The sequence below is a fragment of the Oceanisphaera psychrotolerans genome (assembly GCF_001870485.1).
In the GTDB taxonomy this organism is placed as follows: Bacteria; Pseudomonadota; Gammaproteobacteria; order Enterobacterales; family Aeromonadaceae; genus Oceanimonas; species Oceanimonas psychrotolerans.
Genome location: NZ_MDKE01000038.1, coordinates 1 through 19829 on the forward strand (window position 1 = coordinate 1; position 19829 = coordinate 19829).

16 protein-coding genes and 1 pseudogene are annotated in these 19829 nt (G+C 52.2%); 3 read left to right on the forward strand and 14 right to left on the reverse strand.

Going from position 1 to position 19829, the window contains the following annotated elements:
- A pseudogene (locus BFR47_RS17840) lies at nt 1-134 on the forward strand (IS630 family transposase); the annotation flags it as partial.
- A 15-nt stretch (nt 135-149) separates the two neighbouring features.
- On the opposite strand, the gene BFR47_RS13050 reads toward BFR47_RS17840, so the two are convergent.
- The 14 genes from BFR47_RS13050 to BFR47_RS13115 all read right to left on the reverse strand — a co-directional run bounded on the left by BFR47_RS13050 (nt 150) and on the right by BFR47_RS13115 (nt 16892).
- On the reverse strand, nt 150-1280 hold the full coding sequence (locus BFR47_RS13050) for a glycosyltransferase family 4 protein (RefSeq protein ID WP_083399137.1): 1131 nt from the start codon (nt 1278-1280) through the stop codon (nt 150-152).
- A complete protein-coding gene (locus BFR47_RS13055) occupies nt 1249-2373 on the reverse strand; it encodes an O-antigen ligase family protein (RefSeq protein WP_071473479.1) in 1125 nt (374 codons plus the stop codon). Before BFR47_RS13055 ends, BFR47_RS13050 begins: the two co-directional genes overlap by 32 nt.
- 11 nt (nt 2374-2384) lie before the next feature.
- A complete protein-coding gene (locus BFR47_RS13060; RefSeq protein WP_083399138.1) occupies nt 2385-3353 on the reverse strand; it encodes a glycosyltransferase family 2 protein in 969 nt (322 codons plus the stop codon).
- Nucleotides 3346-4470 carry a polysaccharide pyruvyl transferase family protein gene (locus BFR47_RS13065; protein ID WP_071473481.1) on the reverse strand — a complete coding sequence of 375 codons (1125 nt, stop codon included), beginning with the start codon at nt 4468-4470 and terminating at the stop codon, nt 3346-3348. The genes BFR47_RS13060 and BFR47_RS13065 overlap by 8 nt, the downstream gene beginning before the upstream one ends.
- Entirely contained in the window at nt 4467-5840 is a 1374-nt protein-coding gene (locus BFR47_RS13070; RefSeq protein WP_071473482.1) for a Coenzyme F420 hydrogenase/dehydrogenase, beta subunit C-terminal domain, read from the reverse strand. Before BFR47_RS13070 ends, BFR47_RS13065 begins: the two co-directional genes overlap by 4 nt.
- A gap of 17 nt (nt 5841-5857) precedes the next feature.
- Nucleotides 5858-7369, reverse strand: coding sequence for an MATE family efflux transporter (locus BFR47_RS13075; protein ID WP_071473483.1), 1512 nt, complete (start codon nt 7367-7369; stop codon nt 5858-5860).
- Nucleotides 7366-8562 (reverse strand): UDP-N-acetyl-D-mannosamine dehydrogenase, encoded by a 1197-nt coding sequence (gene wecC, locus BFR47_RS13080; protein ID WP_342713635.1) that lies wholly within the window; start codon nt 8560-8562, stop codon nt 7366-7368. The genes BFR47_RS13075 and wecC overlap by 4 nt, the downstream gene beginning before the upstream one ends.
- 142 nt (nt 8563-8704) lie before the next feature.
- The gene (gene wecB / locus BFR47_RS13085; protein WP_071473484.1) at nt 8705-9823 is read right to left on the reverse strand and encodes a non-hydrolyzing UDP-N-acetylglucosamine 2-epimerase; all 1119 of its coding nucleotides are present in this window, start codon (nt 9821-9823) and stop codon (nt 8705-8707) included.
- 112 nt (nt 9824-9935) lie between these two features.
- Nucleotides 9936-10856, reverse strand: coding sequence for a UTP--glucose-1-phosphate uridylyltransferase GalU (galU, locus tag BFR47_RS13090; RefSeq protein ID WP_071473485.1), 921 nt, complete (start codon nt 10854-10856; stop codon nt 9936-9938).
- Between the two features lie 497 nt (nt 10857-11353).
- Nucleotides 11354-12007: a hypothetical protein gene (locus tag BFR47_RS13095; protein WP_071473486.1), complete on the reverse strand. Its 654-nt coding sequence runs from the start codon at nt 12005-12007 to the stop codon at nt 11354-11356.
- Between the two features lie 103 nt (nt 12008-12110).
- Entirely contained in the window at nt 12111-12860 is a 750-nt protein-coding gene (locus BFR47_RS13100; RefSeq protein ID WP_071473487.1) for a tyrosine-protein phosphatase, read from the reverse strand.
- 3 nt (nt 12861-12863) lie between these two features.
- The gene (locus tag BFR47_RS13105) at nt 12864-15074 is read right to left on the reverse strand and encodes a GumC family protein (protein WP_071473488.1); all 2211 of its coding nucleotides are present in this window, start codon (nt 15072-15074) and stop codon (nt 12864-12866) included.
- A gap of 2 nt (nt 15075-15076) precedes the next feature.
- Nucleotides 15077-15616, reverse strand: coding sequence for a polysaccharide biosynthesis/export family protein (locus BFR47_RS13110; protein ID WP_071473489.1), 540 nt, complete (start codon nt 15614-15616; stop codon nt 15077-15079).
- An 82-nt stretch (nt 15617-15698) separates the two neighbouring features.
- Nucleotides 15699-16892, reverse strand: coding sequence for an outer membrane beta-barrel protein (locus BFR47_RS13115; protein ID WP_083399139.1), 1194 nt, complete (start codon nt 16890-16892; stop codon nt 15699-15701).
- Between the two features lie 738 nt (nt 16893-17630).
- Here BFR47_RS13115 and BFR47_RS18050 point away from each other — a divergent pair.
- Nucleotides 17631-18197 (forward strand): hypothetical protein, encoded by a 567-nt coding sequence (locus BFR47_RS18050; protein ID WP_175514112.1) that lies wholly within the window; start codon nt 17631-17633, stop codon nt 18195-18197.
- A 213-nt stretch (nt 18198-18410) separates the two neighbouring features.
- Nucleotides 18411-19760, forward strand: coding sequence for an O-antigen ligase family protein (locus BFR47_RS13125; protein WP_071473491.1), 1350 nt, complete (start codon nt 18411-18413; stop codon nt 19758-19760).
- Nucleotides 19761-19829: the final 69 nt, after the last annotated feature.

The following is a 19829-nucleotide window of genomic DNA, read 5'->3' on the forward strand; positions in this document are numbered from 1 at the left end:
GGCACAAGCTGCATGAGACGGTAACCCGCAATCACCAGTGCTACAGCATGGTATCGCTGCTGAAGCGAGTCAGACATTTTATGGATACCGTTTCGCCATTTCCTGGGAGTCGTTACGGAACAGCCAGAATGTAGCACTATTAGGATCAGTTATTTAGCAAACGTCTTAAGAGCTAATGTGAGTTTTTCTTCAAACACCTGCGGAGTATAATGCGCACTGAATTTTTCCCGCCCAGCCTTTCCACATGCTTTCAGGTAATCCGGGTTTTCTATATACTTAATCATTACTTCAGCAAGCACCTCAGGTGTACACTCATCCAAAATATCACCCGTCATTCCATTTTCCACAATAGTAGGAATAGCTCCTTCCTGAGTAGATATAACAGCAATACCACAGGACATGGCTTCAAGTATAGTCAGAGGAAAACATTCGTTTTTGAATCTGGTAGGCAGCACAAAAACATCTGCCGAACACAGCTCAAGGTACTTTTCATCGCCATATTTTGGCCCTATAAAATGGACATTATTCAATTCATTTTCATCCAGTAGTTTCTGGATTTCATCTGTGTATTCTTTATCACTTTCCTTGCCGACAATTTTCACCTGGAATTTATCTTGCAGATGCTTTGGCATAAGTGCCGCGGCTCTGACCAGAACATCCGCGCCTTTGGTCCGCACAAGGTTGGACAGATACACAAAGGTAAAAATATTTTCATCCTTCTCCACCGCCACTTCGGGCGGTGCCTGCACGCTGTTGGGTACAGCAACCAAGCTCCTTACTTGATCCCGTACAGGCTCCACATCATAAAAAAGTGATTCAGAAAGATGGATAACATCTACACCCTTAAAGACAACGCGATACAGGGCTTTCTTGAATCGAGACTTCTTGGCCACTGTAGCAATTCCTTTACCGTGCATATGAAAGACCAACTTTGCACCGAGCATCTTCAGCAAAATAGCCAACAACCCATCCTTGTAAAAAGCTGCGCCATGGGGGCTGAGCGTGAGATAGACAAGCCTAGGTTTAAATGTTAGATACGTCTGTATAGCTAGCTGATAAATTTTCGCGGTAGCTAGCACTTTCTTAAAAGACACTTTACCCAAGTCTGCTATTTCAGATGCAGGGGATATGTTTACATACCTCGTATCAAAAGCAGCATTTATTACACTACTGTCCGATATGGTTTTATTGACGACCGAAGCGCCATGGATGGGGGGAGGTAACTGCACGCAAAAAAGAACACTCATATTAAAACATAGCTCGACTTTTATTATTTTCATTTAAAGCTACTGAACCACTCAACTCACTATCACTTTGTCTTATATAAGCACACAAAACAAAGAACACAAACATAACCAATGGGTAAGTAGACACGTTATCAGTCAAGAAAATCACATTAATATAAACAGCAAGATATACCGCTTTCGTTTTATATGTATACAAAAGCGATATGAAAAAACACAATCCAACCAAGCCAAGCTCATAATATATTTTCAGAATATCGCTATGAAGATTAACCTTACCATCCTGATTAAAAATTGATGCCGCCGCTAATATATAGGAATCGCCAGCACCATGTCCGAATACTTTACTTATAAAGCCCGAGTTAGAATCATGAAAAATCGATGAATACAGAACATTTCGCCCCATAGTCAGCTGCGATGCGTTGACACCAAAAAACTGCTGTGACAACTCACTAAATTCAGGCGTTGCAACAAAGTATGCGGCAAAAATGTACAATATATTTGCAGTCAACGCTAAGGTAACAACTAGGGCAACAGGCTTATTTGACCGCCTTGTTAAAAAATAAATCAAGCCACACACTATAATAGCTAAAAGGGATATCCTCTTAAGTGAAAGAATTGCCAGCACAAGAGCAATAATAAAGAGGGACTTCTTTTCCGTCACAAGAAAACAAATCGCAAACAAACCTATAACAAATGCGAACGTATGGTCCTCAAACGTTGACTTAGAGTCCATAAGCGAGAATTCAAATCCGCCCGACAGAATATTAGCCATCTGAGTAATAAAAAATACAGAAGAAAATAAAATAAAGAGGTTTTTTACTTTCATCGAAGGCCTAAGCCCCACTACAAAAGGCGAAAGAAATGTTAGATAAAAATAAACGTCATGAAGGCCATACTGATTGCCGAGCGGCACCATCAAAAGAGTATAGACAGCCAGAAAAACAAACGCTTTTACACCCGACTCTTTAATAGTCAGCCCTGTCTTCGTGACAATAGCATATACAAAACAAACAGGCGGTATCAGGTATTTAATATACCTAACGCCCTCTATATATTTATCAAGAGCGCTCACCACAAACAAAAACAAAACTATTCCGATTAACGCTTTCTGCTTATTAACTTTCATTTGATTATTTTTCAGAGCTTTATAAGCCCAGCCGTAAATAAAAACAAAACCACCCTAACTGCATCGGCTAGGGATTTCCTAGATGCCATGGATCTCAGCACATGATACAAATAATTACTTTTACCAGCACGCACATTGCTGCCATATCGTTGCAAGAGATGATTATCAGAAACTAATTTACAAGGCACTTTATTCAACGCTCTTCTTGTGCCCAACGGCGTCATCTCAAGCTTATCCAACATCAGATCAACCACTAGGGATATTTGCTCAGACTTAAACGCTGTAAGCTCATCTGACTTTCTCTTTGTTATTGACTCGTCATTTCGATAATAAATATAAAGAGGCTCACGTATAGACATATACTTCTCTGTGTGTGCAAGCACGGCAAAAAAAATAAGAGCATCTTCAGCATATATAAGCCTAATATCTTCGCTAACAGCGAGGAACGCGAATGCATTTTTTACAGAGGATGTAAAGTAAGCTTTCCCAAGTGTACCAAAGTTCAGCCCACGAGTTTTTAATATTTTCTGCACTGGCTTTTTTCTAACATTTTCCTTAGGAATTCCTGAAAACCCCAAAGAACTTCTGCTTTCAGGGATCTGTTTAGCCTGAAAGAACACCACGTCTGCATCATTATTATTTGTTTTATTTTTTATTATTTCCACTGCATTGCAATCTAGCTCATCATCAGGATCAAGGAATAAAGAGTAATCTCCCTTCGCAGCCTCAACACCAGCTCGACGAGCATGATAGGTGCCCATGTTTTTAGGGTTCTTTACTATTTTCACCCGTTCATCTTTGAGTGACCACTGCTCAGCTATTGAAATAGATCTATCACTACCACAATCATCGACGACGATAATCTCTATATCTTTGCACGTCTGATTTATACAAGACGTCAGACAACGATCAATATACTTTTCTACATTGTATGTCGGCAAAATGATAGAGATGTATGGTTTCCCTGGGGTACTAATCATTTAGGAATGCACCAAGATAAAAATCTGATTTTTTTCGCATGTCATCAAGCATGATATTTAAAATTTTTTCACAGACAGAAATAACGGCATTTAACTTAGCCTTCTCTATTGTAATAAAGCAATCCGTCTGCTGCGTAAGCTCCAACAAGGAAATAAACCGTGCTGTGCCACGACCAGTATTATTGATTACTCTAAAGGGCTTTTGGAATAGAATGGAAAAAACCATCCCATGAAATGAATCCGTCAGCACAAACTTTGCGTTAGCAAAGCCCGCCAACCAGTCTTTTATATTCGGCATAATGTAGTCAGTTATTTCGGAGGCGTCTTCTCCGATACTTTTCCGTGCCCTACATGAATATATCGACTCCCCCAACTCCTGACTGACCTGCTGCGCCAATGCGAATTTCTCTGGGGTTTTATCCAAAAAGTAGGTGTAAACACCAGAAGGCTTTTCGTTCAGTCGCTCTGCCCCAATAAGTTGTTCATAATCCGCTTTATCCAGCAGCAAGGTTGGGTCCAGAACATGAGTGGCTTCCACGCCGAGATGTTTGCGGCACAGCTCTACACCTGAATCCTCACGCACGCTGATAGCATCAAACTGCTTTGCAAGGGCCGCACAGCGCTGGGTCTGCTCTTCGGTGAATTCCCATTCATCTACACCGAAAGATGCCGCATAGGCTATACGTTTAATTTTCTTGTCTTCAAGAAAATCCAAAAAAAAGTTTTCAATACATGGAGAATACTTCGGTCGCCAAACCTGGTCACTGCCAACGATCACTGCATCGTAGTTTTCACGATCGAAGTGCTCTCTGAGCTGTTGTGTACTGTAAAGTGGCTCAGACATGGTGATGTGTTGGTCTATAAAGCTTTGAGTATTTTGCAGTATATAAGGCAGGCGCTTCTCAAAATTGATTGGTGCCTTGCGCTTGCCGATGGCTTTCATGCCAGCGCGGTAGGCCAAGCGAGCAGCCTTGTGGGCAATGCTGGGCTGATTAGGCTGACGGTTAATTGTAACTACTTCATGCCCCATGCGTTTAAGCACATGTTGTAATGCCCAGGCTTGCATAATGCCGCCGTAGTTTTTTCCCAATGGCTGGGTCATGATTGCGATTTTCATGATTTCATTCCGCTTATTTTTTTAGCCTTGCGCACAGCGTGCGACAACCGGGTAACGAGTTTCAATTTCAACAATACCGGCTTCATACGTCGGTCAAACTCCACCGAATTTTTATATTCAGCCCAAATTTCCAGACTTTTTAAGCGCGTTTGCCTGCGCCCTTGCTGGACCAGCCTGAGGTGAATGGGCAGTTTGACCTTATCTACACGCTTGGGCGGTACCACCGCACCGGCAGATGTTGCCAGAGCAAGTCTCGTACTCATGCCATCGTGCCTGTGATTAAAGCTACCTTGTTGGGATGCTAGAAATTGTTCCTGGGGCAAGTGTTCCAGCTCCAGCTCACCGCTGTCTCTTCCTTCCAGCAGGATCTGATCGGCTATGAAGCTGCGGCTAACAATGACGTTATGCCCCCTACCATCCTGGTTGTAGGGCTTAAGCCAGGCATCCCCAAGCGAGATATCAGCCAGCTCTGTTGTTACATCATCACAAAAATCGCAAGCATTGGCTTTAAACAAGCCGGTACCCCACATATCACCCACTTCACGCATTTTTATAAGTTTTGTGGCACTGCTGGGGTTGTCCGTGCAGCTGAAACCGTAGTCCATGGCAGTGCTGGTAGGCTCTTTGACACGGTATTCTGGGTTGGAATACTTAGGTAATGCTGTACCGGCCCTTCCAGCCAGATAGTCGGTAAAGAACTTGCTTTTAACACCACCGCAAATAATCCCAACAAGAAAGGTAATTTTTTCTTTCAATACCGGATCTTTATCCTGGGCAAGCCTGATAGCCTTTATAAAACAGCCAACCCCACTGATTGCCACCTTCCCATCCAGCTGTTTTATTTTTTCCAGCGCATTAGCCAGCGTAACCGGATGATAGCGGGTTTTTGAGATGCTCAGCAGATTGTTTTTATTACTGACAATATTGTACTGGTAATGCGCATCCGCAGTTCCTGCTTCGCCAACGGTTACCACATGATTTATCAGACCTTTATCAAAAAGCTTTTCATACATGAATGTGGCAATACCGCCAGAAGAGGAAGTAATACGGTGTTTGAGTGAGTAACCGGCATAGATGTCGTAATAACGGCCAATTTTGGGGTGCTGTTTTGGCGACTCATACAAAAAGGTTTCAGCCAGACCATCCTCATTTTTATATTCAGGGCCTGGCTCTGGGTTGAACGGACAAACCTCAATACAAGCCCCCCCCGCATCACACTGGTTATCGTTACTGGTCGCAACCAGAAAGCCGTAATTGTTCCATTTCACATCCAATGCCTTGCTTGAACAGGCTTGTATACAGGCACCACAGCCAATGCACAGGTCATTCTCCACTACCTTGCTCAGAACAATGGGTTTGCTCAAATTCATATCAAGTGTACCGTACCTTAAAAGTCTTCAAAAAGCTTGCTAGCTTGTGCCTTTCCATTTTGTCTAAACCAACAAACCATACCGTAATCAGAGCAAGTAGAACTGCCATTATCAGATTGGTGAGCAGGGCCAACAGAGTTCCTGCTGTTGCAACCTGCAGCATAGCCCCCCCCCCCACCTGCTGCTACTGAAACCAGGAAAGCTTTGACCACCACCCCCGAAAGAAACTCGCCCACAGACAGGCCAATCAGCGGTGCAATTATCAATAGCCGCGCTACCAAGGCGATTATGGCTAGCCCAATAGTTACCACCGGAATGGTTTCGGGGGGGAAATCGTGAGAAAGGAATACATAGCCGACCGGCACATTAAGCAGCAAAATTCCGCCAACAACAGTGTGATACAGGCGAATATGTCCCGTTGCCTGGGCAGAGGTCATCAGAGGGCCTGATATCGAGTTAATTAACGAGGCGATTATGATTAATTGCAAGAATACCGCTGCATAAGGCGGCACTTGCACCAGCCAGATATTCAGCAGTGCTTCGGTATTCAGCAGTACGGGTAACGCCAGGGTAAAAAGGATATAGAAGTTGTACCTGGCCGCCTGTAATACCAGTTTGTGCATTTCCGTCTTGTTGCCACCAGCATAGAGTTTAACAATCTGGGGATTTACCGCCGCCTGCACATTCACCACAAAATTGTTCAAGGCTCCGTTGGCCTGGCTGGCAATACTACGCCCAGCGTTCACAGCGGGGCCGAAAAATATATTGAGCAATACGTTATTGCCATGCTCAGAGAGTGCCGCAGCCAAATTGCCCCAAGTATTCCAGGCAGTGAACCCCAGCATGCTGCGAAAGCACTCACCATGCCAACTCCACTGCAACCGCACCGCCGGAAAAATGGTACGGTTGAGCGTCAGGTAGCCACTGAAGGTAATCAGTGCCACGGCCAGTAGCAGAGCGGCATACATGCTGAGTTTATCGTAGGCGAGGTATGACAGCAGCAATACCGCCACCAGCTTAAGCAGCACATCGGCCATGCTCATCAGAGCAAACAGGCCCATGCGTTCATTGGCCATCAGCATGGCAGTCAGGGGGACTGTCATCACGCTAACGGTAAAGGCGGCTACCGACAGGTGATAGGCCATAAGTGCGGCACCCAGCCGGTCGGGCGGGATAGTCAGCTGGGTGCTGACAAACCAGTAGCCCGCCGTTTCGGCCATCAGCGCGATGCACACCGCCATAAGAGCGTGAATCTGCAGGCTGGTATTAAACAGGATACGCAGGTTGCTGCCGTTATTCTCGCCCAGGTCGAAGGCAAAATAACGCTGAGTGGCGGTGGTCATGGCACCCTGCATAAAGCCCAGCAGGGCGACAAAGCCGACCACTACATGGTAGGTACCAAAGTCCTCAACTCCCAGTACATCCAGTACCACGCGGGAGGTGTATAGCCCCACAACCATGGCCAGCAGCATACGCAGATAGAGCATGCCGGTGTTGCGCAGAATACGCTTGTGGTTCTTTTGCATCATGCTGGCTGCTTGGATATCACACCACGGGTATCAACCACTTTTTGCCTGGGGTTGCATACGTACTGATTCGATTTGAATTCTTTATGGTCAACCAGCAATACTTTTATATCAGCTTCAGCTTCCGCAGTTTCCTGACTCACCAGATAGAGACTTCCCTTAAGCTTTTCAGGCAGCGCTTTTATGTTTGGCTCGACAGTAATAACACTTCCCGGATGTTCAGCCGCAATTTTTTGCGCAATAGCCAGTGCCGGACTTTCTCGCAAATCATCAATATCCGCCTTGAAAGCCAACCCCAGGCAGGCGATGGTCACGTCTCTGGCGGTTTTTTCCGGATTGCCTTGCAGGAAATCCGCCACTGCCAATTTCACTTTTTCAATCACCCACTGCGGTTTGCTGTCGTTCACCTCACGGGCAGTACGGATAAGCCTGGCCTGTTCCGGTGCCTGACTGACGATAAACCAGGGATCCACGGCAATGCAGTGGCCGCCTACACCAGGGCCGGGCTGCAGGATGTTAACCCGCGGGTGGCGGTTAGCCAGTTTGATCAGCTCCCATACGTTGATATCCAGCTTGTCACATATCATGGAAAGCTCGTTGGCAAAGGCGATGTTGACATCGCGGAAGCTGTTTTCAGTCAGTTTGGCCATTTCGGCGGTACGGGCATTGGTTATTACGCACTCGCCCTGCACAAAAGTTTTGTACAAGGTTACTGCTGCTTCGGAGCATTTGGGCGACATGCCACCAATAACTCTGTCATTTTCTACCAGCTCGCGCATTACATGGCCGGGCAATACACGCTCCGGGCAATGGGCGATGCGAATATCGGCATCATTGCCGTGGGTTTGCGGAAAGGTCAACTCCGGGCGGGCTTCGCTCAACCAGGCGGCCATCTGCTCCGTGGCACCTACTGGCGAAGTGGACTCCAGGATCACCAAGTTGCCGGGCTTGAGTACAGGAGCAATGGCTTTGCTGGCGGCTTCTATATAGCCGAGATCCGGCTCGTGATTATCGCCCTTGAAGGGAGTGGGCACGGCCACCAGAAAAGCATCTGCCGGCTCGGCGATGGTCGTCGCGCGCAGGTAGCCTTCGGTTACCGCTGCATGCACCACCATGTCCAGCTCCGGCTCCACTATGTGGATTTCGCCTTTGTTGATGATGTCTACTGCATGCTGATTTACATCTACACCTATCACTTTTTTTCTTGCGGGCGGCAAAGGCGGCTGCTGTCGGCAGGCCTATATAGCCCAGGCCAATTACGGAAATGGTGTTGTACTGCATGTAAAAACCTTAAGGGAATAGGGAATAGGGAATAGGGAATAGGGAATAGGGAATAGCTTATTTAGCCAGTGCTTCCAGGATACGGAAACAAGCCTCGCCATCGCCATAGGGGTTGTGAGCCTGGCTCATGGCCGCATAGGCGTTAGCATCGGAGACCAGTGCGGCAACCTCTCGGGTAATTTTGGTGACATCTGTACCCACCAGTTTGACCGTGCCTGCGGCTACCGCTTCTGGCCGCTCGGTAGTGTCACGCATAACCAGCACCGGCTTGCCCAAGCTAGGCGCCTCTTCCTGAATGCCGCCGGAGTCGGTAAGGATAAGGTGGGAGCGGGTCATCAGGTACACAAAGGGCAGGTAATCCTGGGGCTCTATCAAGAAGATGTTATCTACGCCCTTGAGCAGGCGGTTGACCGGCTCCTGCACATTGGGGTTAAGGTGCACGGGGTAAAGCACCTGCACGTCTAGGTGCGCCTCGGCAATATTTTTCAACGCCTGGCAAATGCGTTCAAAGCCACCGCCAAAGCTTTCTCGCCGATGGCCGGTAACCAGCACCAGCTTTTTGCTGTTATCCAGAAAGGGATAGGCTGCCGCCAGTGATTGTTCGAGATGCTGACTCATCGCAATTTTATTGCGAACCCAGAACAGCGCATCGATCACCGTGTTGCCGGTAACGGAAATATCGGCAGCGTTAACGCCCTCCCTCACCAGGTTCTGTTGGGAGGTCTCGGTAGGCGCGAAGTGATAGCTGGTTATTGCACCAGTCAACTTGCGGTTGGCTTCTTCCGGCCAGGGGGAATAGATGGTGCCGGTACGCAGACCTGCTTCCACATGCCCGACCGGGATCTGCTGATAATAGGCCGCAAGGGCGGTGGCGAAAGTAGTGGCGGTATCGCCATGAACCAGTACCACATCTGGTTTGAACTCTTCCAGCACCGACTTCATGCCCAGCAGGATACTGGTGGTCACATCATTCAGGCTCTGGCCCGGTTTCATGATATTGAGATCATAATCCGGGGTTATTTCAAACAGCTCCAGCACCTGGTCCAACATCTCGCGGTGCTGGGCGGTAACGCAAACTTTGGCTTCGAAGCGATTATCGGCGGCCAAGGCGTGAACCAAGGGGGCCATTTTAATGGCCTCGGGCCTTGTGCCGAATACGGTGAGTATTTTTTTCATTGTTTTGACCGTGAGGGAGAGGTGTTTTGCCCTACTGTGGTAGGGCCTTGTACAAATAGCCTGCTGCGCAGGCTCCGCCGACTAAAGTGGCGGCTACAAAAACAGTGTTGATTTAACCTGTTGCCGCTTCGCGGCAAGTTGCAGCCGAGCCGCCTGCGCACCATTGTGCGAGATACCGGCTGAATGCTTCGCTCAGCTCGGGGTGACGCAGGGCATATTCCACGTTGGCCTGCATATAGCCCAGTTTGCTGCCGCAGTCGTGGCTTTTGCCGACAATGCTGTAAGCCTCTACCTGTTCTTGTTCCATCAGTGCCGCTATGGCATCGGTGAGCTGAATTTCGTCGCCGGCGCCGGGGGCGGTATTGGCCAGCAGCGGCCAGATGGCGGCGCTCAATACATAGCGGCCCACTACTGCCAGGTTAGAGGGGGCTTCTTCTTGCTTCGGTTTTTCCACTATGCCGGTGATGAGCTTGCTCTCGCCACTGGTGAGTTTATGGCCCATACAGTCGGCAATGCCGTATTGGCTTACTTGCTCATTCGCCACAGGCTCTACCATTATCTGGCTGCGTTCGGTTTCTTTAAAGCGAGCCAGCATTTGAGCCAGGTTGTCTTGGCTCAGGTCGCTTTGGGCATCGTCAATTAACACGTCCGGCAATATCACTACACAGGGGGCGTCACCCACCAGCGGGTAGGCGCACATCACCGCATGACCCAGGCCTTTGGCCACGCCCTGGCGCACGTGCATTATGGTTACGTCACTTGGGCAAATGGCGCGCACTTCATCCAACAGCTGGCGTTTTACTCGTTTCTCCAGCGTGGCTTCCAGTTCAAAGCTGGTGTCGAAATGGTTTTCGATGGAGTTTTTACTGGAATGGGTGACCAGGATGATTTCTTTAATGCCGGCGGCGATCGCTTCGCTCACCACGTACTGGATCAGCGGCTTGTCTACGATGGGCAGCATTTCTTTGGGAATGGCTTTGGTAGCGGGCAGCATGCGGGTGCCCAGGCCGGCAACGGGGATGATGGCTTTCATGGTTTTATTCCGTGTTTTTGGTGTTTGTTGTGTTGTTCTGCGTACGGTTATAAGAATGCGTTGCCTGTTGTATGGATTCCCGCCTTCGCGGGAATGACAATAGAGCGGTCGAATAAATTCGACCCGACAAGAGAGGTTAAGAGCGTTCTACAAACGATGTGAGCCTGATGATGCTGCGCCGTCGGTTCCGCCAGCTGAAGCGGCGGCTACAAAGTTCGGTCAATTGCCCCAATAAATTGGGACCTACAATGTTGCTTTGGGTACGCTACCGCCCGTGGAGTTATTTGGCGTTGCTCCCATTGCCGGATTGATTTGTGGTATTCGAGCAAAACCAGGGGAACGGCTTAATCCATCGGGAATGGGGAATGGGGAATGGGGAATGGTAAACCAACACCGATCCCACGCACTTACAATTCCCTAATCCCTAATCCCCAGTCCCCGTCACTTACTATTCCCAACTCCCTACTCCCTACTCCCTACTCCCTACTCCCTACTCCCTACTCCCTACTCCCTGTCATCAAGTCCTGCCGCTGCAGTCGGGTCAGCAGTTGCTGAATATATTGCTTGCTGCTGCCGGTGTGCGTCAGGCCATGGTGGATGGCGCTGGTTACCGTTTTGCGTTCTTGTTCGTTCAAGGTGTGCCAGCTTACCAGGCCCAGCCAGGCGGTTTGCTGGTAGGCAATGGCTCGCCAAGGGCCCAAGGTAAAGCCGCTTTCCATGGCCTGTTTGAATTCGTCGTCCAGTTCGCCCTGGCGCAGTTTGGCGGTGGCCAGGTTGTTGTGGCTAAAGGGCCAGTTGGGGCGAACTGCAATGGCATATCGATAGGCGTTAATGGCTCGCTCGCGGCTGGTGTGGGCCTGTTCGCTGCCGATGGGCAGGCTGATGTGCTGCCAGTCATACACCCGGCCCAGGCGGTCCAGGTAATCGGCGTTGGCCAGTGGGTAAAGGGCAATGGCCTTGCGGACGGCAGCTTCCGCCACCATCCAGGCCAGGGGCTCCGGTTGCCGATTTTTGGTAACCCAGTCATCCAGGAATTGGTCGGTCTGATACTGATAAGTACCGGCCAGCAACATGCGGCCGCCGCCGTAGACAAGCCCGAGGGCAAGCATGATGAAGGCGATAAGGAGCGTGCGCTGTGCAACTTGGTTCACCGTTGTGCTCCTTTAAGTGCCGTGGGGTACCGGTGCCGCACCATAGGTTGTGCAAATTTGTAGCTTTGTTGCCCCCATAAATGGGGGCCTACCGGGTACACGCTCATGCCTGCTGTTCCGCAAACAGAGATTCGGTAATGGTCCAGGGGTTAACGCTGGCCAGTTGCAGGGCGGCCACCTCCCCCACTATGGCGGCGGCGGCCTGCCGGCCCTGTTGCAGCATCGGCGGGCGGTATTGCAGGTTGTGGGCATCACTGGCCAGCACCGTCACTATGCCTTCTTTCAGCAATTGTTCCGCCAGCTGCTGGCTGGGTTTGCCAAAATAACCGGTTACCGAGCCGGCCGTTACCTGAAACAGGCAGCCCTGGTTGATGAAGGGAGTCAGCTTGCGCTGGCTTTCCTGCACGCCCCGGTTGCGCTCCGGGTGGGCGATCATCGGCACTATGCCCTGTTTAAACAGCCACTGGGTGAGCTTGTCGGCACCAAAGGGAATCTCGTTATGGGGGAATTCCAGCAGCAGTACCGGCTTGCCCTGCCACTGGCCCAGCAGCGGGATCTCGTTATTGGTTATCTGCGCCATCAGCTCCAGGCCAAAGCGCACCTCGGCGGCCATGGCGATGTGCAGGGGAATGGCTTGCTCTGTCAATGCCGCCTTTAACTGCCCAAAGGCGGCACTGATAGAGGCACGGTCATTGTCGAACTTGCCCGGATGCATGTGCGGGGTGCACACGCAATGGGTAATACCATCTGCCACCGCGGCCCGGGCCAGGGCCAGGGCATCGCCCAGGCTGGCGGCGCCGTCGTCTATGCCGGGCAGCAGGTGGTTATGAATATCAACAAGCCGTGCAGTCATTGTTTATGCCTCGGCTCCGGATTTGCTGTAGCCGTAGTAGTCGTAATAACCACCGTAGCTGTAGCCGTATTTGGCCGCTTTTTTCACATCCAGCTGGTTGAGCACCACGCCCTTGACCGGGGCACCCAGCTGCAGCAGCTTGCCGATACCCGCCTTTACATGAGGAATGGCGGTTGCTTCGCTCTTCACCACATAAATCACGGCATTGGCGTGCTGGGCCAGCACCAGGGCGTCGCTTACCGCCTGGGTAGGGGCCGAGTCAATGATAATGCGGTCATACTGTTCGCTCAGCTCCGCCAGCAGCCTGGCGAAACGATCGCTCGACAGCAGCTCAAGCGGATTGGGCGGCACCATGCCGGCGGGCATGATATCCATGCCATCGGCCTGCTGAATACACTCTTTAAGCTGGGCGGTGCCGGCAATCAGGTTGGCCAGGCCGGGGGTACCCACCGCAAACTCGTAGTTTTTGGCCACGGTCGGGCGGCGCATGTCGGCGTCTATCAGCAGTACCTTTTCCATCTGGCCCAGGGCCATGGCCAGGTTGCTGGACACCGAGCTCTTGCCCTCGCCGGGCACGGACGAGGTCACCACCGTGAGCTTGTAGGGATTGTCGATGCCCGACAATACCAGGCCGGTACGAATGGTTCGCACCGACTCGGCAAAGGCTTTGTCTTTGCCCTGCTTGAACTGGCGCGCCACATTGCCGACCTTGCCCTTCAGCAACGGCAGAATGCCCAGCACCGGCAGGTTGAGCTTGCCTTCTATGTCGGCGGTACCCTTGAAGGTGTTGTTGAGCATGTCCAGCAGCAGTGCCAGACCCACCCCCAGCATCAGCGCCAGCATAGAAGCCAGGGCCACGATCAGGCTCTTCTTGGGTTTAACCGGTGCTGCAGGCACCACGGCGCGGTCTACCACCCGGGCGTTAACGGTTTCCAGATCCTGGGTGGCGCTGGTTTCCTTCAGCCGGGTCATGAAGGTGTCGTACAGGGAGCGGTTGGTCTCCACCTCGCGCTGCAGTTCACGCAGCCGGAACTCGTTGCGGCTGATGTTCTGGATCTGCTCCTTGTTCTGTTCAAACGAACTCTGCAGACCCTGTTCGTTGGCCATGGCCAGCCGGTAGTTGTTTTCGATGGCGCCGACCACCTGCTCCACCTGGGCCTTCAGGCTTTGGCGAGCAGAGTTGAGGTCGCTCTGGGCAGCAATCATCGCCGGGTGTTTGGGCCCGTAACGGCGGCTCAGCTCCTGCACCTTGGCGCTGGCGGTGGCTTCTGCCGCCTTGAACTGGGCCACTACCGGATCGGCAATCACCGCCGGCACGCTCGACAAACGACGATAGTCCGAGCTGCTGATGGCCGATACCTGGCGATACATGCTCTCGGCGGCGTTGCGCTCGCGCCGGGCATCGGTCAGCCGTTCACCGGTGTTGCTCAGTTCGCTGGCACTCACGGTGGTAATGCCACCCAGATTCAGCAGGTTTTCCTGCTCCATAAAGGCCTGCAGCCGGCGCTCGGAATCGTCCAGGCTGTTTTTCAGGCCGCCCAGGCGCTCGTTCATCCAGCTGGTAGCGGTCTGGGTCATGTCCAGCTTGGCTTCCAGCTGGCTTTCTATGTAGCCATCGGCCAAGGCGTTGGCCGCCAGGGCGGCGGTAGCGGCATCGTTCATCTCTACGCTCACTTCCACCAGCTGGGTCTTGCCCTGCGGCGAGATGCTGATGCGCTCACGGAAGCTTCGCACCACCGCATCGAAAATCTGCGCTTCGGTTGGTGCCAGCTCTTGTTCCAGATCGCCGGGCAGGGTCGGCAGCACCTGCTTGATCATGCCACGCCAGTCCACCAGCGGCGCGGGCTGTTGGCGGGGATCAAATTCCGGATGGGTGTCCAGGTTCAGCTGGCGTACCACCCGCTCGGCCATGGCCCGGGACTTGAGCAGCTCGAACTGGGTTTGCAGATACTCGCTGCCGGCGCCGTCTATGCCGTATACCTGCTCGATAGACACCACATTGGCCGACTTGTTTTCTATCAGCAGGGTGGCGTTGGCCCGGTAAACCGGGGTGATGTTGAACACCACCAGCACGCTGAGCATGGCTACCACCAGGGTCAGGGTAATAATGCTCCACTTGCGGCGGTAAATGGCCAACCACAGTTGGCGCAGATCGATTTCGTCATCCGCACTCTGGTCGTGCTGGTTAAATCCGGGAATTTTGCTCGTGTCCATGCTTAGAAGAAGCTCTGTTCAATGGTGATGATGTCGCCAGGCATGACCGGGGTATCCAAAGAGGCTTTTTGCGGGGTACGGCTCTGGTCTGCGTCACGAATAATGTAATAGGCACTGCGCGAGGCTCGCTCGCTGAAGCCACCGGCCAGGGCCACCGCCTTGCGCAAGGTCATGCCCGGTTGAAACGGGTAGCCACCGGGGTCACCGACTTCGCCGTTGATGTAGAATTCACGGTACTCGAGAATACTGACCGACACCTTGGGGTCTATCAGGTAGTCACCGCGCAGCCCGTTGATAATGAGGTTTTCCACCTGTTTGGCGGTTTTGCCCTTGGCATTGACCGAGCCAAGAAACGGGTAAGAAAAAGTACCGGCGTCGTTCAGCCGGATTTGCTCAAAACTCAGGTCCTGTTCACCAAATACACTCACCCGGATCAAATCACCCGATCCCAGCGCATATTGAGAACCACTGTCTTGTGCCTGCACGGCGCCTGCACCCAGGGCCCACACCAGCAAGATGCAAAGTGTATGAATCACTTTCATCGATGACGACTTCCCGCTTTTTTACTTGAAAACAAATGAAAAATCCCTGCCCGGCACGGCCGGACAGGGAAATTAACCAAACTTACAGACTGGCAGTGGCGCTGAAAAACACCTGGTTGCGATCGTAGGCGCTATCCGCGTCGGTGGAGCTGTTGTCCTTGAAGCTGTAGCCCACACCCAGATCCAGCCAGCGGCGCATCTTGTAGTTTACGCCCAGGTTGTAGCTGTCCAGCTCGTCGTTACGGCCTTCGTTGCTACCACCTTCATAATCCTTGTCGGTAAAGGTGTAGCCGATGTTGGTGGTGATGCGATCGGTCAGATCGTGCTCCCAGCTGATGCCGTAACTGGTGGTGTCCACAAAGTTTTCGGTGGAGCTGCCCTCTTCGGCACGGCTGCTGGAGTTGAGCTTCACGCGGGAATAGGTGAGCGGAGACCAGGTCACGCCCACTTCCCAGGTGCTGTTGTCCGGGTCGTTCTTGCTCGCGTCGGCGAAGTCTTTTTCTTCATAACCCACCTTGACGGTACCCGTGGTCTTGGCGGTGGCGTCCCAGGTGGCACCCACCAGGTAACGATAGCCTTCGCTGTCCAGGGTATTGGTGTCGTAGTCGTAGTCGTTGTACTGCACTTCGGCCAGCAGGCGGGTCTTGGGCGCTACCCGATAATAACCGGTGGTCACCAGGCTCAGGGTGTCACGGTCTTTTTCACGGGTGAAAGAGCCGCTGTCGCGGTTGTTGTCGTAGGTGCGCCATTCCTGGTTGGCACCCAGCTCCAGCTGCATCTTGGCGCTTTCGGCGCCAAAGCCGTACAGGCCACCGATGTTGGTACTGTGATATTTATTGCCGATTTCATCATTATCACGGTTGGTGCTGTCGCGGGTGTCCTGCTGCTTGCTGTAACCGGCATTCAGATCCAGACGGCTGCGGGCGCTGAATTCCATGTGGCTGTCGGCACGCAAAAAGTGATCGGTGTGATCATCGTCATGGCTGGAATGGAAGGTCGAATTGCTCAAGCGGTAGTTGAGCTGATAAGTGTTCAACCGGTCACGGGCCCCCAGGGTCAGGCTGGGCTCGACCACGGTAACCCAGGACGAGGGCTTTTCGTCGCCATCGGCGGCTTCCCAGATGTTGTCGTCGTAGGTTTCACTGATTTTAAGGGTGGGCACCAGGCCAACACCGCCAAGATCTATGGGTTGCGGCTCGATGGCGTTCGCCTGGCTCGCAAAGATAATGCCGGTTGCCACCGCCGACAGAGTAAACAGGGAGTGTTGTTTGCTCATAAATCAGGATTCCTTCACCTATACAATTCCACTAGAAAATGTGCAATCCCTTCATGGTTGCCACCGCAAAGAGATATTGGACGCGTTTTTATTAATTTATGTTTTTCTTAATTAAGCCGTTTATCTCTGTCTACTCAGCACAGCGACACTGGTTATTTTTTGATCAAAAACAAAGTTTACCGCATTGGACACCGCTCAACTCTGTCGTAGCTTAACGGCGAGCCCCAGCTTGCCGCACGCCAACCTACCGCATAAAAATGACGATTTAATGGCAAAACCAGACAAGCCACAAAAACCTTTAAAATCAAAAAGTTACAGACTAATGTATCGTTTTAAAACCATTTCTGCCGAGATTCTACACCAACAAAGCCTCATGAATAAAGGGCTGGTAACAAATTGATGCTCTGCCAGCGGTTTATTTCCAGCGGCTCGATCTTGCCGCCGTCATATTGGCTGAAGATCCGGTAACTGACATAAAAATTTAATCTCCGCTTTTATTGGATCTGGGAATTTGGCTGGTTTCCCGAATTTGAACCTGGTCCCATTTTACTTTTATGAAATCTGGGTAATGCGCATTGCCCGCGGTGATGGGGAGATATACAATCGAGACTGTTTTTCAGTTCGCTTATATTGGTTGTTTATTAAGCATGTTTGTCTCTGGCCGCAATGAGATTGCCTTCAACCTGACCATTGGGCTAACGGGACACAGGCCACATATTAAAACGAGGACGTTTATCAATGCGTAAAACGCTTACTGCTCTCTCTTTGGCCGCGGCCCTGGCTGCCGGTCCTGCTTTTGCCGACCAGGCCGCATTGGATGCATTGCAGGGTGCCGGTGTGGCACTGTCCCCCGAGCTGACCGCTGAAGTTCTGGCCGCCGAAGGCGAAGCCGCCATTGCCGCCGCCGTTGCCAATGTGGTTTCTGCTATTGCCGCTTCCATGCCGGCAGCAGAGGCCGCCGCCGCCGTTAAGTCCGCCGTGGCCGCCGTGGTTGCCGCCAACCCCGCCGCCGCCGTGAGCGTAACTGCCGCTGCCGCCACCAAAGTGGCCAGCCAGCCGGCATTGGCCGCCGCTGTGGCCCAAGGTGCGGCCCAGTCTGCCCCTGCCGCTTCTACCGCCATTAGTGCCGCCGCCACCAAGGCTGCTCCCGCCGCGGCCGCCGCCGTAAAAACCGCCGTGGCTGCCGGTGTTGCAGCTGCCAGCCAGTCCAGTACTTCCACCAGCGGTACTTCGACCAACAATACCGGTGTTCAACCTCGCCCCAGTTCCAACGGTGGCGGCAATACTCCTGCCAGCCCCAACTGATTGGAGAGCAGGGACCAGTTTGAGTCAAAACGCGCCTGCGGGCGCGTTTTTATTTGAAGCAGGTGGATGCCTGCGGCGCCAGGGTTTTACCACCCCCTAGCTGCCACCGTAGTCGGCAGGGCTTGCAGCTCGGGCCGTTAACGCCACGCCGGTAGATGATTCGCGCCGCATGAATGGGCGCCTGCGGGATCATATTTATTAACGGAAAAAGGTATGCAAAAACGCGCTCTGCTTGATTCTTCTGTTTATCTGGGCCTGCTGGCGCTGATTGTCTGGCTGCCGTTGCCACTGGGCAGCAATCGGGACTGGTCCATGGGGCTGCTGGTGCTGCTGGTGGGCCTGTTGGCCATGCTGTGGGCGGCTGCTCGACTCAGGCAGCAAAAACCGGTCAGCCGGGCATTGCGCGCCGCCTGGCCCATGCTGGCCCTGCTGCTCGCGGCCCAGGTCTGGGTGGCGTTGCAGTTGTTACTGGGCATCAGCCTGGATGTGGGCGCCAGCTTTCAGTATTTGATGCTCGGGCTGGCCTATTCGTTGCTGTTTGTCATGGTGCTGAGCGTGTTTCATACCCGGCGCCGGTTGACCGCGCTGCTGGCGGTATTGGTCGCCAGCGGCACCGTACAGGCGTTTTACGGCACCCTGATGACGCTTTCTGGCCTGGAGTGGACCTTTTTTACCGAAAAAACCAGTTACCGGGGCCTGGCCACCGGCACCTTTGTTAACCGCAACCATCTGGCCGGTTATCTGGAACTGACCCTGGCTTGCGGCATCGGCCTGCTGATGGCCCTGCGGGACGGCGGTTCGTTCAGCTGGAAGGCGATACTGGAGTTGATTATGGGGCCCAAGGCCCGGCTGCGTATCGGCCTGGTGATCATGGTGATTGGCCTGGTAATGAGCCGCTCGCGCATGGGTAATACCGCCTTTTTTATTAGCTTGGTGGTCATTGGCGGCATCTTTATTCTGCTTAATAAAGAAAACAGGGTCAGAAATATTATTTTGCTCGCCAGCTTTGTGCTGATCGATATTCTGATGATCAGCCAGTATTTCGGCCTGGATAAACTGAAAGACCGGCTGATCAATACCCGCTTTGAAGATCAGGTGGTCAACGAAGTGGTGGTAGCCCGCCAGAACGAAGTACGTGATGACGTTTATCTGCAGGCGCTGCCCACCCTTGAGCAGCATTGGCTGACCGGCAGTGGTGCCGGCAGCTTCGAGGCTGTTTTTCCGCAGTATATGGGGCCGGATATTGCGGTGATGCATTTCGATCATGCCCACAATGACTTTATTCAGTTTGCCATCGAATACGGGCTTATCGGCACCCTGCCCCTGGCCGCCTTTGTGCTGCTGGCCTTCTGGCATGCATTGCGTGCTCTGTGGCGCACCGAATCCTGGTACCGAAGCGGAGTCGGCTTTGCCGCCGCCATGGGCATATTGGCACTGATGATCCACTCCTTTACCGACTTCAACCTGCAGATCCCCGCCAACGCCGCCACCTTTGTGGTGCTGTGCGCCATCGCCGTGCTGGCCAACCAGCATGATAAAGAACGCAAGCAACGGCGGGGCTAGAGGGATTGGGAAATGGGGGAATGGGGGAATGGGGGAGGTGGGAATGGGAATGGGATGGGCCGGGCTTAC

Excerpts from the sequence above, each read along its gene's own strand:
- BFR47_RS13050 (WP_083399137.1), bottom strand. The coding sequence starts at position 1,280 with ATGAAAATAATAAAAGTCGAGCTATGTTTTAATATGAGTGTTCTTTTT.
- BFR47_RS13055 (WP_071473479.1), bottom strand. The coding sequence starts at position 2,373 with ATGAAAGTTAATAAGCAGAAAGCGTTAATCGGAATAGTTTTGTTTTTG.
- BFR47_RS13060 (WP_083399138.1), bottom strand. The coding sequence starts at position 3,353 with ATGATTAGTACCCCAGGGAAACCATACATCTCTATCATTTTGCCGACA.
- BFR47_RS13065 (WP_071473481.1), bottom strand. The coding sequence starts at position 4,470 with ATGAAAATCGCAATCATGACCCAGCCATTGGGAAAAAACTACGGCGGC.
- BFR47_RS13070 (WP_071473482.1), bottom strand. The coding sequence starts at position 5,840 with ATGAATTTGAGCAAACCCATTGTTCTGAGCAAGGTAGTGGAGAATGAC.
- BFR47_RS13075 (WP_071473483.1), bottom strand. The coding sequence starts at position 7,369 with ATGATGCAAAAGAACCACAAGCGTATTCTGCGCAACACCGGCATGCTC.
- wecB (WP_071473484.1), bottom strand. The coding sequence starts at position 9,823 with ATGAAAAAAATACTCACCGTATTCGGCACAAGGCCCGAGGCCATTAAA.
- galU (WP_071473485.1), bottom strand. The coding sequence starts at position 10,856 with ATGAAAGCCATCATCCCCGTTGCCGGCCTGGGCACCCGCATGCTGCCC.
- BFR47_RS13100 (WP_071473487.1), bottom strand. The coding sequence starts at position 12,860 with ATGACTGCACGGCTTGTTGATATTCATAACCACCTGCTGCCCGGCATA.
- BFR47_RS13105 (WP_071473488.1), bottom strand. The coding sequence starts at position 15,074 with ATGGACACGAGCAAAATTCCCGGATTTAACCAGCACGACCAGAGTGCG.
- BFR47_RS13110 (WP_071473489.1), bottom strand. The coding sequence starts at position 15,616 with ATGAAAGTGATTCATACACTTTGCATCTTGCTGGTGTGGGCCCTGGGT.
- BFR47_RS13115 (WP_083399139.1), bottom strand. The coding sequence starts at position 16,892 with ATGAGCAAACAACACTCCCTGTTTACTCTGTCGGCGGTGGCAACCGGC.
- BFR47_RS18050 (WP_175514112.1), top strand. The coding sequence starts at position 17,631 with ATGCGTAAAACGCTTACTGCTCTCTCTTTGGCCGCGGCCCTGGCTGCC.
- BFR47_RS13125 (WP_071473491.1), top strand. The coding sequence starts at position 18,411 with ATGCAAAAACGCGCTCTGCTTGATTCTTCTGTTTATCTGGGCCTGCTG.